At 45.1% G+C, this 12,881-nt stretch carries 15 protein-coding genes; all 15 read left to right on the top strand.

What is annotated here, in order from left to right; genetic code table 11:
* The first annotated feature begins 6 nt into the window (after positions 1–6).
* Entirely contained in the window at positions 7–1,452 is a 1,446-nt protein-coding gene (locus tag R7O13_RS20780) for a hypothetical protein (RefSeq protein WP_054579427.1), read from the top strand.
* Positions 1,449–2,099: a type II secretion system protein GspM gene (gspM, locus tag R7O13_RS20775; RefSeq protein WP_005381197.1), complete on the top strand. Its 651-nt coding sequence runs from the start codon at positions 1,449–1,451 to the stop codon at positions 2,097–2,099. Before R7O13_RS20780 ends, gspM begins: the two co-directional genes overlap by 4 nt.
* A complete protein-coding gene (locus R7O13_RS20770; protein WP_005381196.1) occupies positions 2,092–2,424 on the top strand; it encodes a hypothetical protein in 333 nt (110 codons plus the stop codon). The genes gspM and R7O13_RS20770 overlap by 8 nt, the downstream gene beginning before the upstream one ends.
* Before the next feature lie 20 nt (positions 2,425–2,444).
* Positions 2,445–4,085, top strand: a complete 1,641-nt coding sequence (gene mshL / locus R7O13_RS20765; protein WP_230238629.1) for a pilus (MSHA type) biogenesis protein MshL — start codon at positions 2,445–2,447, stop codon at positions 4,083–4,085.
* A 44-nt stretch (positions 4,086–4,129) separates the two neighbouring features.
* Positions 4,130–4,975, top strand: a complete 846-nt coding sequence (locus R7O13_RS20760) for an ExeA family protein (RefSeq protein ID WP_005381192.1) — start codon at positions 4,130–4,132, stop codon at positions 4,973–4,975.
* Positions 4,972–6,066 carry a tetratricopeptide repeat protein gene (locus R7O13_RS20755; RefSeq protein WP_318304621.1) on the top strand — a complete coding sequence of 365 codons (1,095 nt, stop codon included), beginning with the start codon at positions 4,972–4,974 and terminating at the stop codon, positions 6,064–6,066. Before R7O13_RS20760 ends, R7O13_RS20755 begins: the two co-directional genes overlap by 4 nt.
* Positions 6,063–7,787 (top strand): GspE/PulE family protein, encoded by a 1,725-nt coding sequence (locus R7O13_RS20750; protein WP_005381188.1) that lies wholly within the window; start codon positions 6,063–6,065, stop codon positions 7,785–7,787. The genes R7O13_RS20755 and R7O13_RS20750 overlap by 4 nt, the downstream gene beginning before the upstream one ends.
* Positions 7,788–7,795: 8 nt before the next feature.
* The gene (locus tag R7O13_RS20745) at positions 7,796–9,019 is read left to right on the top strand and encodes a type II secretion system F family protein (protein WP_005381186.1); all 1,224 of its coding nucleotides are present in this window, start codon (positions 7,796–7,798) and stop codon (positions 9,017–9,019) included.
* Positions 9,020–9,022: 3 nt separating this feature from the next.
* On the top strand, positions 9,023–9,484 hold the full coding sequence (locus tag R7O13_RS20740) for a hypothetical protein (protein WP_017821318.1): 462 nt from the start codon (positions 9,023–9,025) through the stop codon (positions 9,482–9,484).
* Positions 9,485–9,775: 291 nt separating this feature from the next.
* Positions 9,776–10,264, top strand: a complete 489-nt coding sequence (locus R7O13_RS20735) for a type II secretion system protein (protein ID WP_017817383.1) — start codon at positions 9,776–9,778, stop codon at positions 10,262–10,264.
* A gap of 73 nt (positions 10,265–10,337) precedes the next feature.
* On the top strand, positions 10,338–10,571 hold the full coding sequence (locus tag R7O13_RS20730) for an MSHA biogenesis protein MshA (protein WP_318304617.1): 234 nt from the start codon (positions 10,338–10,340) through the stop codon (positions 10,569–10,571).
* A gap of 115 nt (positions 10,572–10,686) precedes the next feature.
* Complete coding sequence (locus R7O13_RS20725) at positions 10,687–11,166, top strand: type II secretion system protein (RefSeq protein WP_053303458.1); 480 nt, start codon at positions 10,687–10,689, stop codon at positions 11,164–11,166.
* Complete coding sequence (locus R7O13_RS20720) at positions 11,163–11,744, top strand: type II secretion system protein (RefSeq protein ID WP_158159795.1); 582 nt, start codon at positions 11,163–11,165, stop codon at positions 11,742–11,744. Before R7O13_RS20725 ends, R7O13_RS20720 begins: the two co-directional genes overlap by 4 nt.
* Positions 11,744–12,454: a PilW family protein gene (locus R7O13_RS20715; protein ID WP_213904083.1), complete on the top strand. Its 711-nt coding sequence runs from the start codon at positions 11,744–11,746 to the stop codon at positions 12,452–12,454. Before R7O13_RS20720 ends, R7O13_RS20715 begins: the two co-directional genes overlap by 1 nt.
* Positions 12,444–12,878 carry an MSHA biogenesis protein MshP gene (locus R7O13_RS20710; RefSeq protein ID WP_065274898.1) on the top strand — a complete coding sequence of 145 codons (435 nt, stop codon included), beginning with the start codon at positions 12,444–12,446 and terminating at the stop codon, positions 12,876–12,878. The genes R7O13_RS20715 and R7O13_RS20710 overlap by 11 nt, the downstream gene beginning before the upstream one ends.
* The last annotated feature ends 3 nt before the right edge of the window (positions 12,879–12,881 follow it).

The following is a 12,881-nucleotide window of genomic DNA, read 5'->3' as shown; positions in this document are numbered from 1 at the left end:
ATAATCATGGATTTCAAAGCACTATTCGACAAGCTTAAGCGATCATCTAGTGGTGGTCGCTCCTGCTTTTTGGTTATTCAGCCAGACGCCGTTTATTTATCATCTTCAATCAAAAGTAGTCGTCCATACCAATTTGATATTTCTGAGTCCAATTGGGAAAAAGCCGTTGAGCAAGCATTGAGCGTTGCAGCGAGTGCGTATGATTCATTAACGGTTATTCTTTCTCATAACTATTACCAGATGTACCAAATTGACAAACCGGTCATGCCGCGTCAAGAATGGCCAGCTGCATTACCGTTTTTGTTGAAAGAACTGATCTCTGAGCGTGCCATCGACATTATTGCCGATGCGGTCGAGTTACCGAATTCAACCAAAGTGCAAGCATACGTCTTATCGCGAAAAATATTGGATAAGATTGTGTTACTGGCCAGCCGAGCCCAGTTACCACTAGAAGCCATTCTTCCTGAAGACGATATTTGGGGAGAGACTGCGGGTGAACTAGGAAACTTCCTATTATTACAACGCAGTGTGCGTGGTCATTTCCGTATAAGCGCTTTTGTCGAAAATACTATTGCGTTCCACCGCTCTATTCGCAGTGTGACGCCACCATTAACGGGGGTTCCGTCTAGCGATTTACAGATGGACAGTCTGTCGTTAGAACTGCAACGTTCGATTGATTATCTTTCATCTCAGTTACGCCATGTGCAATTACATCAATTGAAAGTGTGCTGCGATGAAGAGGATGAGAGCGAGCTTGTTCAGGCTCTGAACTACCGTTTAAGTACTAAGGTTTCACCGTTATTACCACCAGAACATGAGCTATCAGGACATGTTTTGGCTGACACTGCGGCTACTTCAAATACTCGACGCGTCAACTTATATCCCGATTACTTAAAGCCGAAAAAAGAGCTCCTGACGCTAAAAAATATCGCGTTATCTTGGGGCGTTGCGGCGGCTGCAATTCTATTTTCTTACGGTTATGTCACTTGGCAGAGCAGCGGTTTGGAAGATGAGATTGCTATTGTAAAAAGTAAAGGCGATATCATGAAGTCAGAGCTTGAACGTTATCAAGTCAAGCTACGTAAGCATCAACCTGACAATAATAAGCTGGCAGCTAAAGCCCGCTTAGAGCGTGAAGTCAAGGCGAAGCGAGACTCGCTTAAAGCTGTCGGGAAATACGATGACTCGCAACGCACGGGTTACTCTGGCGTGATGCAATCATTAGCGAAGCTAGGAAACCAAGAAATTTCTTTGTCCGAAATTCGAATCAATACCCATACCTTAGACCTGAAGGGACTAGCGAAAAAACCGAGCTCAGTGCCAAATTGGGTCAGCCAATTTAAAAACGAAATTAGCTTGGTTGGTCGAACGTTTGACGACGTCAAAATAGGTCGAAATGATAAGGATATTGTGACGTTTGAACTAAAAACGCGCGAGGATAAAGAGAAATGAACGAATTCTGGCTCTCATTAGAAGGGCGCTTTGGCGAAATGAGTACGCGTGAAAAAGTGCTCACTGCATTGTGCGGTTTAGTTGTCGTAATCATGTTGCTCTTTACGCTGGTATTGGAGCCAAAGCTTAACGAGATCATCAGTAATGAGAGGCAACTAAGTAATTTAAAGCAAGCAAATCAAAAGATTGAAATCGATACGCTACGTATTCAGGCGCAACTTAAGAAAGATCCAAATGCTGAGATTGATCGCGCGATATCTAATCTGTTAGCTGAGAGTCAGCATCTTTCGATGCAATTAGCGGAGATCATCGAGCATCTTATTACACCTTCGCAAATGGCTGAGCTGCTTGAAAATGTGTTGGAGCAGCAAAGTGGCATTCACCTTTTGTCTCTGCAAACCTTGCCATCTGAGCCAATAACGGAAGATAAAGAAGCATCGCAATACTCTGGTTACTACGTGCATCCTGTTCGTATGGAACTGACTGGTGACTATTTTTCTATTGCTAATTATCTGAATAAATTGGAGAGCCTTCCTGCGAGTTATTACTGGCGAAGCTTTAGTTATAAAGTCGAAGAGTACCCGAAAGCGAAGCTTGTGTTAGAAGTCTACACACTAGGATCTAGAGAGGAGTTTATTGGTGGTTAACAAACTCATCATCTCATTGCTTGTTATGGCAGCGGCAGGAACCGCTTGGGCAAACCAGGACCCAACGGCCCCACTTGGTTGGGAAAAGCCAGCGGTTGAAACGTCAGCGAAACCAAAAGTTAAACGGTACCGACTGCCTAAGCTCAACAGTATTGTGTGTAAGCCAAGTACTGATTGTATCGCGATTATGGATAACAAACTTGTCGAAAAAGGCGAGCTATTTAAGGGTTATCGCGTCGCGAGCATTAATAGTGAATTTGTAACTTTAAAGCGTGGTAACCGTCAGTGGGACCTAGAGCTTTTTGATTTAAACGTAAAACAATAATAACCAGAGCCCGATCAGATATGCGCAAATTAGTTGTAGGAATAACGATTGCTTCTTTAATGGGATGTTCAATGGGTCATCGGAATCCAGTGGAAGTTAAAGAAGCGCTCAATGAATCGATCAATCAAGCGAACAGCCGCACATTGGAAGAAATCCCTTCTTCTGTTGAGGCAGACTTGATGCCAAATTTAGACTCGAACGTTGCATCAGAGCAAGGCACCTCGAAGCGTTTTCGTATTCAAGCGAATGCGGTCGATGCAAGAAGCTTTTTCGCTTCGTTGGTGAAAGGCACAGAGTACAGTGTGGCGATTCACCCATCGGTACAAGGTAATATCACTGTCAACTTGTCAGATGTGACATTGGATGAAGTTCTGAATGTCGTACAGAATATGTATGGCTATGACGTGGTGAGGTCTGGCAAAGTTATTCAAATCTACCCAGCAGGTATGCGTACTGTGACCATTCCAGTCGATTACCTGCAGTTCAAGCGTTCTGGTCGCTCATTAACCAGCATTGTTACGGGCTCTGTAACCTCGGCTGGTACGTCTAATTCTGGTGGTAGCTCAGACAGTTCTGACTCGTCAGACTCTAACAATGGAAACAACAACGATAGCTCGACCACATCTACGGGCGGTACACGCATCGAAACCATCACTGAAAGTGACTTCTGGCCGATGCTGCAGCAAGCTGTTGCGAATCTAATTGGTTCAGGCAAAGGGCAAAGTGTGGTTGTAACGCCACAAGCGGGAGTTATTACGGTTCGAGCATTTCCAGATGATATTCGCGAAGTACGCGAGTTCTTAGGTGTATCGCAGGAGCGCATGCAGCGCCAGGTCATTCTTGAAGCTAAAATCCTAGAAGTGACGTTGAATGATGGCTACCAACAAGGCATCAACTGGTCAAACTTATCGGCATCAATTGGTAACTCGGGTAGTATTGTAGTCAACCGCCCTGCGTCGACATTACCACCATTGGATGCGATTGGCACGCTATTGGGCGGTCAAACTAACGTGACTATTTCGGATGGTAACTTCAATGCTGTATTGAGCTTCATGTCTACGCAAGGTGACTTGAACGTCCTTTCTAGCCCTCGTATTACCGCTGCCAACAACCAAAAATCTGTCATCAAAGTGGGTACCGATGAGTACTTTGTTACCGAGCTATCGAGCAATGCAGGCAACGGTGAAAACTCAAATGCGGTTCCTGAAGTGGAACTGACGCCATTCTTCTCGGGTATTTCCCTTGATGTGACTCCGCAAATTGATAACAAAGGCAATGTGTTCCTGCATGTTCACCCCGCAGTTATTGAAGTCACGGAAGAAGTGAAGCAATTGAACTTGGGCGGAGATTTCCAAAACATCCAACTGCCATTAGCGAAAAGCTCTATTCGTGAATCAGACTCGGTTATTCGTGCTAAAGATGGCGATGTTGTGGTTATCGGCGGGTTGATGAAACAGCAAAATCGTGAGCTTGTTTCTAAAGTCCCATTTTTGGGCGATGTACCAGCACTGGGGCATTTGTTCCGCAACGTGAATAACGTAACTGAGAAAACAGAATTGGTCATCTTGCTAAAACCGACCGTAGTTGGCGTGAACTCTTGGCAGAAAGAGCTAGAGCGCTCTCGTGATCTGCTGCAAGAGTGGTTCCCAGATGCGCAATAAGCGCTGGGAAAGGTTCTGTTTTTTAATAGGTTTGTGATTCGAGTATGTACTTGTCACACTTTGGATTCCGAGTTCAGCCTTTTTCGTTAACCCCAAATACCGAAATGTTCTTGGGGTTAGTCCCTCACTATGAGGCGATCCAAACCATCCTAGCTGCCGTGCAAATGGGAGAAGGGGTGATTAAGGTGACGGGAGAAGTCGGCACTGGAAAAACCATGGTATGCCGTAAGCTGATCGAGCAGATTGAATCTGAAGTTGAGCTTATTTACTTACCCAATCCAGTGTTGAATGGGGAACAGTTGCAGTTTGCTGTCGCCAGAGAGTTGGGTATCGAGAACGATGATCCGCTGCGTATCGTTTCCCTCATTCAAGAGCACTTGATTCAAGTACATGCCTTGGGAAAGAAAACCGTCTTGATCGTTGATGAAGCGCAAGCTCTTTCCCCACAAGCTTTAGAAACATTACGTCTATTTGGCAACTTAGAAACGGAACAAGATAAGCTCATTCAATTGGTGTTATTCGGACAACCTGAGTTGGATGAAAGATTGGCTAACCATGAGCTAAGGCAATTTCGTCAACGCATTACGTTTAGTTGCCAGTTACGTCCTCTCTCTATCGATGAAGGCGTGGCTTACATCAATAATCGTTTAGATAAAGCAGGCAATGGGGCGCACATTTTTTCTATTGAACAGAAAAAAGCGATTTGGCGTTCATCCATGGGGATTCCGCGCTTGATAAACCAAATTAGTCACAAGTCGTTGCTTGCTGCATTTAATGATCGTTGCACACTATTGAAAAATCATCACGTTTACGCCGCTATGCACGATACGTTTGATGCCCGTAAACCTAAGTTTAAAACACCCGTATTTTGGGGATGGAGTCAACCTTGAGTGCCATCAATAAAGCATTATCAGAACTTGCTGAAAAAACATCGCCGTCAGAGATTACTCGTGCGGAGATTCCAAGTGTCTCACGCAGTAAACCTTGGCTTTGGCTTGTCGCCGGTTTTTCGTTAAGCCTTGCGGTTGGTAGCTGGGCGGTCTCTCGCGGTCCTGTCCCTTCAGGCGAGCTATCACAATTTCAAACCGAAGCTATGCCATTGTCGTCTGTGAATGTCTCACCAATTGTTTCATCGGAGCGCACTCACTCGCCAACGAGTAAAATGACGCCCGATACAACTCAAGTGGTTTACACTAAACCAGCCACACAGCCGGTCGCGCAACAGCCTCACATGCAAGAGACTGATAGGTTCACGCCAAAATCTGAGATAAATATCGCCTCTGATGATTCAGTTTTACTCGCGCAGTTAGCAACGATGCCGAGCGAGGAACAATACGATCACGTAACCCACACGACAGCAGAAAACAGTTCAATGAGTATTGAGCAGGTTGAGCTTACACATCGTCAGCTTTCCCTTAAGGCTGTTAGTCGAGCGGAAAAGGCACTCGATGCTAACGATATGCAAACAGCGTTATCGGCTTATGCCGAGGCGTTGCGTTATGAGCCAATGAATGCAGACACGCGTCAAAAGTTATCAGCGTTGTACTTTGGTAAAGGTGACACGCGTAAAGCATATGAGATTATTCAAGAAGGCATCAACCTAGATACGAACAACCAAGTACTCCGCTTGGCCTTGTCTAAGTTGTTAGTGAAAGCTAATCAACCTGAAGCGGCGCTGAGCCCGCTTGTTCATTTGCCTCCAGTACCAAGTCGAGATTACTTGGCGATGCGTGCGGCATTGGCACAAAAACACAAGCAAAATGACATTGCGCTTGAGAGCTATCAACTCCTAACTCAGCGTGAGCCGGAAAACGCGCGCTGGTGGTTAGGTTTGGCTATTCAACAAGAGCGCGCCCTGGCTTTTACTGCCGCGATGCACTCTTACAACCAAGCTCTGGGTAAAGTTGGCATTTCGAATCAATCGCAAGCATTTATCCGTGACCGTTTGAGCATCTTGAAAGAGTTGGAGAGCGCACAATGAAAATTCAGTTGAGAAAACGCTTGGGCGATCTTCTGGTTGAGGAAGGTATCGTCTCTGAAGAACAAATCCAGCAAGCACTAAACGCACAACGCAGTACCGGGCAGAAGCTAGGGGATGCGTTAATTGACCTTGGCTTTATTACCGAAAAGCAAATGTTGGACTTCTTGTCTCAGCAGCTTGGTTTGCCACTGATCGATCTTGGTCGTGCGCCTGTGGATGCCGAAGCCGTGCAGATTCTACCTGAGGTACACGCACGTCGCTTACGTGCGATGGTCGTTGCTCGAAATGGGGACACACTGCGCGTTGCTATGAGTGACCCTGCGGACTTGTTCATCCAAGAATCATTGATGAACTTGTTGGGCCAATACAACCTTGAGTTCATTGTTGCTTCAGAGCGTCAGCTTATTTCAAGCTTTGACCGTTATTACCGCCGTACTAAAGAGATAGCCTCCTTTGCTGAACAGCTGCATGAAGAGCATAAAGATGTACAAAGCTTTGATTACGGTATTGATGAAGCCGATAGTGAAGAGGTTACCGTTGTAAAGCTGGTTAATTCCATGTTTGAAGATGCGGTACAGGTTGGAGCTTCGGATATTCATATTGAGCCAGACGATCAAGTATTGCGTTTGCGCCAGCGTATTGATGGCGTATTGCATGAAACGCTCTTAAATGAAGTGAATATTGCATCGGCTTTGGTTCTTCGACTGAAGTTGATGGCACACCTAGATATTTCTGAAAAGCGCTTGCCGCAAGATGGCCGATTCAATATCAAAGTTCGTGGCCAGTCAATTGATATTCGTATGTCGACGTTACCAACGCAGTACGGAGAATCTGTAGTAATGCGTCTGCTTAACCAGTCTGCTGGTTTGCGTCCGTTAGAAGAGTCGGGCTTGCCGCCAGACTTACTTGCTCGCTTACGTCGACAGCTGGCGCGTCCGCACGGCATGATTTTGGTTACCGGGCCGACAGGTTCCGGTAAAACCACCACGCTTTACGGCGCATTGAGTGAGCTCAACGAACCTGGGAAAAAGATCATTACAGCAGAGGACCCGGTTGAATATCGTCTGCCTCGCATCACTCAGGTACAGGTTAACAGTAAGATCGATCTAACTTTCTCGCGTGTCCTTAGAACCTTTTTACGTCAAGACCCAGACATCATTCTTGTTGGTGAGATGCGTGATCAAGAGACGGTAGAAATTGGTCTGCGAGCTGCACTAACGGGTCACTTAGTATTGAGCACTCTTCACACCAACGATGCTGTCGACAGTGCGTTACGTATGATCGATATGGGTGCGCCGGGTTACTTGGTTGCTAGTGCAGTCAGAGCCGTGGTGGCGCAGCGTCTTGTGCGCCGAGTTTGCCCAGATTGTAAAACAGAAGACCACTTAGATGAGTCTCGCCAGCAGTGGTTAGCTGGGCGTTTCCCAAATCAAGTTAGCACCATTTTTTATAAAGGCGCAGGTTGCCAAAACTGTAACTTGACTGGTTATCGAGGCCGAATCGGTGTGTTTGAAATGCTCGAACTTGAGCAAGAGATGATGGATAAATTGCGAGCCAATGATGCGGTTGGCTTTGCGCAAGCCGCGCGCCGCTCAGAAAACTATAAGCCACTGCTTGCTTCTGCAATGGAACTGGCGCTACAAGGCACCGTCAGTTTGGATGAAGTGATGACCCTAGGTGAGGGTGATGCTTCTGGTAAGACTGATCCCATTTTCATATAGGTAAGTGAATGCCAACTTTTCGTTATCAAGGCCGCACGCTAGACGGCTCATCCACTAACGGCAAAATCGAAGCAGTGAACTCAGAAGCTGCGGCGGAAGCATTGATGAACAAAGGGGTCATCCCGCTCAATGTACGGTTAGAGAAAGAGTCGGCAAAAAGCCAAGTGAGCTTGTCTAAGCTGTTTGTGCCTGCTATTCCGTTGGAAGTAATTATTCTTTTCTCTCGTCAGTTGTTTAGTTTGACTAAAGCTGGCGTACCTTTGCTGCGCTCTATGCGTGGCTTGTTGCAAAATTGCGAAAACAAACAGCTCAAAGAGGCGCTAGAAGATGTCGTTTCTGAACTGAGTAATGGCCGAGGTTTGTCTTCTGCGATGCAGCAACACAGTAAAGTATTCAGCCCACTGTTCGTTTCTATGATCAACGTCGGTGAGAATACGGGTCGGCTTGACCAAGCGCTATTGCAACTGGCGAATTACTACGAACAGGAACTTGAGACTCGCAAACGCATTAAAGCGGCGATGCGTTATCCAACGTTTGTCATTATCTTTATCACCATCGCCATGTTTGTATTGAATATCTTGGTGATCCCTGAGTTTGCATCGATGTTCACGCGCTTTGGGGTTGAGCTACCATTGCCAACGCGTATTTTGATCGCGACTTCTAATTTCTTTGTTAATTATTGGGTGTTGCTGGTTGTGGCAATGATTGGTGCGTTTACGGTGTTCAGAGCCTGGGTGGCGACGGCTGATGGTCGGGAGAAGTTCGATAAGTTTCGGCTTCGGCTGCCAATTGTTGGCGATATCGTTAATCGTGCGCAGCTTTCTCGTTTTGCTAGAACCTTCTCGTTGATGCTGAAATCAGGGGTGCCACTTAACCAGTCTTTGGCTTTGGCCGGGGAAGCCTTAGGGAACCGTTTTTTAGAAAATCGAATTCTTGAAATGAAGTCCGCAATTGAAGCGGGTAGCACCATTTCAGTGACGGCCATCAACAGTAAAATATTCACCCCATTGGTGATTCAGATGATTGCAGTAGGTGAAGAAACTGGTCGTATTGATGAGTTGCTGCTGGAGGTGTCGGACTTTTACGATCGAGAAGTCGATTACGATCTAAAAACGCTGACCGCAAGAATAGAACCATTACTTTTGGTGATTGTCGCAGGCATGGTCATGGTGCTGGCATTGGGTATCTTCTTACCAATGTGGGGAATGCTCGACATCATCAAAGGCGGCTAATAGGTGGTTGAAAATCAAAGCCGAGCAACGCTTATTGTGTTTGGGGTTATTGCTACGATTATGGCGGTGGGTTTGGCGGTCAAATTACGTCCTGTGACCGAGCAAGCACAAGTAACTGGGGCTAAGTTGGCGAGAGTTTGGATGCAAGATAGTGTTCAGCGTTATCGTCAAGCTTGGCTAGTACAAGGCGAGCCAGAGCATATGCTGATGGATGGTTTTAACCTTACTATGACTGAGGACGGGTTAGTGTCTCCCTTTACTCAGCAAGGTGTATTAGATTGTGGTTATTGGCTAGCGGTGCATTACCCCCAACGTAAAATAATGACCAACAAGTTAATAGATATCAGTGGAGCCATCAAAACTGATCGTTATGTCTGTCACTACACTTATGAAAATGGTCAGTCGATTGTAGTTATCTTAACTGCTAATCAACTGAAAATAGACGTCGAAATGTCGGCAGAGTGAATTTTTTGACACCTAATCACTATAATTGGTAATGAAAGTCGGTATAATGCAATCATTACCATAAGTAACAGGCTGTAATAGTGGGTAAACAATAATGTGTTTTTCTCATTGCAGCATGAACTGAATAATGGCGAATCGTCATTCTGCTCAAGCGGTAGATACAGTATCCACTTCACGGTCAGTTTTAGTGAACGTTGCTGCCCCAAACCGTTTTGACAATATCCAAAATGGTCGCGTGACCTAAACAAAACTTTGCAGTTGTACTGCATGCTTACATAGAGAGAGTAAACAATGAAAAGACAAGGTGGTTTCACCCTTATCGAATTGGTAGTGGTAATTGTAATCCTAGGTATTCTAGCGGTAACTGCAGCGCCACGTTTCCTTAACCTACAGGACGATGCTCGTGATTCAGCGCTTGATGGTCTAAAAGGCGCAATGGCTGGTGCGGCTGGTATTACTTATGGTAAGGCGGCGGTTAATGGACAAGAATCGACTGCTGACGGCGCAATTAGTGTTGGTTCATCGACACTTAATTTAGACTTCGGGTATCCAGAGCCTACAGCGACAGCATTAGCACTAGTTGTTGATGGTTTAACGACAGATGACTGGGAAGCTAAAAAAGTAACAGCAGCAGCAGGCGGCAACCCAGGCAAGATCACATATGGTTTTAAGAACTATGAAGATAAATGTGTAGAGTACACTGGCGCAAAAGACAAGGATACTCCAGCTGTTGTTAAGGTTATTGAAAACACAACGGCAAACAAGGAATGTGAGAAATAGTAACTATCTTCTCATGAAGGCCAGCTAGTCTGGCCTTTAACTCTATATTTTGATTGATCTCGGAATAGTTCATATGCGTAAATCATCAGGTCTTAGTGCAATAGAGTTTGTGGTTGTGCTGATTATCTTAGGTGTGATCGGTTATGTGGTATTACTAAGATTTATCAGCTTTGAACCAGAAACTTACGAAGCGAAGTGGGAGCAAACTAAGCAGACCGCAGAGCACGTTTCTGAGACGCTAAGCAACAAAGAAACGTATGATCGAATTGAAGAAGAGATTGGTCGTTCAAAAGGGCAAAATAACTAGGTATTGGTTATTTGTTCGTCTGTTCACACTTCGAATCGAAAAATTATAAACCTATCATTAATCTCATAATTTCATCGTATACTTATCTTGCTTGTTCTAAGCCTAAGGTTGGGTTATGAAAATTCGCAGCTCTGCATTAGGGTTTACGTTAATGGAGTTAATCCTCGTGATTGTTCTCCTCTCTATCCTTTCACTTTTTGCAGCCAGCCGTTTTATGGGCTCTGGCAGTTTCTCTGCATATGCATTACAAGAACGCGTGATTTCTGTGATTCGCCAAGTGCAGGTGAATCGTATGCAGTCGAATGCTACAAGTCCTGATAACAACTTTCGTTTACAAGTTTCTAGCTCATGTGTTGGTTCGGTTGCTGCCTGTGCACTAACAGGCAGTGCACGAGATGCTCGTAGTGACGTGGTTATCGATAAGTCCGCAAGGTTTTCCGTTATCAGCGGTGCCGCAAATACAATTAATTTTAACCTTCTCGGCAATCCTGTAAGTGGTGCTGTAAACATCTTAATTGAAGATAAGCATGGTCGAAGCAGCTGCCAAGTTGAAATTAATTCTCAAGGTTATGTTTCTAAAGGTACATGCTCATGAAGAAATCTAGTGGCATGACTTTGATAGAAATGATCATCGCGATTGTTTTAATGGGCATTGCGATGGTGGCGTTTACTTCTTTTCTTGTCCCTCAAATTCGAGATTCCGCCATCCCTCATTATCAAACCCGCGCGGCCGCATTAGGCCAAGGTTTCATGTCTCAGATATTGGCGCGAGGCTTCGATGAAAACAGCGACTTTGATGGTGGTACTGTTCGATGTGGTGAGAATGGAGTGAGCTGCACTGACGTAAATAAATTAGGTGTGGATAAAAAACTAGACGGTTCCTTGGAAACAACGCCTAGTGATTTCAACGATGTAGATGACTATATCGGGTGTTGGAGCACATCTACAACAGCTTCTCAGTGTGATGGTGCCTCTAGAGGGAATATCAGTGATGTACTTGGTGCGGACAGTACTGAGCAGTACAAAAACTTTAGATTAGAAGTTAGTGTTGCATATGATGATCTGACGGATAAAGCTCCCGATGAAATAACCGAATACAAAAAAGTAACATTAAGGATTTTTGCGGGGAACACGCAGCCCCTTACTTTAACAGCTATTAAGGGGAACTACTGATGAAAGATCGTGGTTTCACCTTAATGGAAATGATAGTTACGATTGTGGTCGGCAGCTTCATCATGTTGGGGATAGCTGGGTATGTCCAGTTAGGAATGAAAGGTTACGCTGATACTATCGATCGCCAACGAATACAAACACAGGCTCAGTTTGTTTTAGAAAAGATGACCCGAGAAATCCGCCATGCCGTGCCAAATAGTTTTCATGAGCCAGCTGGGACAAGCAATTGTTTGGAGTTTGTACCCATTGAATATTCTGGCTTTTATGTATTTACGGCGAACGATATTGAATTTTTAGTCGGTAATGATCCTGATCTTGAGTCTATTCCAGAGAAGAATCGGATGGTGATAAACCCTAGCCGCTATGAGGACCTTCAGTCGTCTTCCCAAAGTATTGATATTAGCGGTTTAACCAAAACGAAAGAGGCATTTGTCGTCAGTGGTGCTGCCAGTTCAATAGGTGCGACATCGGTTTCGGGTCGTCATTACATCTACCAACCCAGCACTGAAGTCCGTTATTGCTTCGATAACGGCCGAGTACTTCGTAATAATGTCATTGTCACGGATAGTATTGATGCCTCAGCGAGTTACATGCGTTATGTTGAGCCAACTCTACAACGTGGTGGACTAGTGCATATTAACTTAGAGTTTTTACAGGATGGGGAGCGTAGTGTGTATCAGCAAGACGTGCAGGTGCTCAATGTTCCGTAAACGAAATCAACAAGGTAATGTTCTCATCGTGGTGCTTTTTGTCATTATCGTGATGGGTTATTTAGCCGCCTCTCTTATGAGAATCAGTTGGTCAAATCAAAGTGGACTAACCCGGGAGTTCTTAGGCACAAAAGCCTGGTTTGTCGCTCAATCTGCCAACGAATGGGCATTGACGCAGTTGTACCCGCTTAACGATGATGATCCTGATATCGCAGATATTTGTTTGAATGAGGTCAGCGGTGCAACCCCTAATGTTACACAGAATACGGCATGTAGGATTAATAAGATGAGTTGTTTGAAGTTGGGGGTTCTGAATGAGGGAACCTCAGAGGCACAGTCTTTATTTAGAGTGCAAGCAACAGCCATTTGTGGTTCTGGGCTGTCTCAAGTACAGCGACAGCAAGAAGTTTGGGTTAGGGAGTAGAAT

It is taken from the genome of Vibrio sp. Y176 (assembly GCF_033438945.1).
The sequence above is the reverse complement of the archived record's forward strand: the minus strand, read 5'-3'. Positions and strand labels throughout refer to the sequence as shown.

Bases quoted from the DNA above. Each gene is read 5' to 3' on its own strand.
- R7O13_RS20780 (WP_054579427.1), top strand. From the start codon at position 7: ATGGATTTCAAAGCACTATTCGACAAGCTTAAGCGATCATCTAGTGGT.
- gspM (WP_005381197.1), top strand. From the start codon at position 1,449: ATGAACGAATTCTGGCTCTCATTAGAAGGGCGCTTTGGCGAAATGAGT.
- mshL (WP_230238629.1), top strand. From the start codon at position 2,445: ATGCGCAAATTAGTTGTAGGAATAACGATTGCTTCTTTAATGGGATGT.
- R7O13_RS20760 (WP_005381192.1), top strand. From the start codon at position 4,130: ATGTACTTGTCACACTTTGGATTCCGAGTTCAGCCTTTTTCGTTAACC.
- R7O13_RS20750 (WP_005381188.1), top strand. From the start codon at position 6,063: ATGAAAATTCAGTTGAGAAAACGCTTGGGCGATCTTCTGGTTGAGGAA.
- R7O13_RS20745 (WP_005381186.1), top strand. From the start codon at position 7,796: ATGCCAACTTTTCGTTATCAAGGCCGCACGCTAGACGGCTCATCCACT.
- R7O13_RS20735 (WP_017817383.1), top strand. From the start codon at position 9,776: ATGAAAAGACAAGGTGGTTTCACCCTTATCGAATTGGTAGTGGTAATT.
- R7O13_RS20730 (WP_318304617.1), top strand. From the start codon at position 10,338: ATGCGTAAATCATCAGGTCTTAGTGCAATAGAGTTTGTGGTTGTGCTG.
- R7O13_RS20725 (WP_053303458.1), top strand. From the start codon at position 10,687: ATGAAAATTCGCAGCTCTGCATTAGGGTTTACGTTAATGGAGTTAATC.
- R7O13_RS20720 (WP_158159795.1), top strand. From the start codon at position 11,163: ATGAAGAAATCTAGTGGCATGACTTTGATAGAAATGATCATCGCGATT.
- R7O13_RS20715 (WP_213904083.1), top strand. From the start codon at position 11,744: ATGAAAGATCGTGGTTTCACCTTAATGGAAATGATAGTTACGATTGTG.
- R7O13_RS20710 (WP_065274898.1), top strand. From the start codon at position 12,444: ATGTTCCGTAAACGAAATCAACAAGGTAATGTTCTCATCGTGGTGCTT.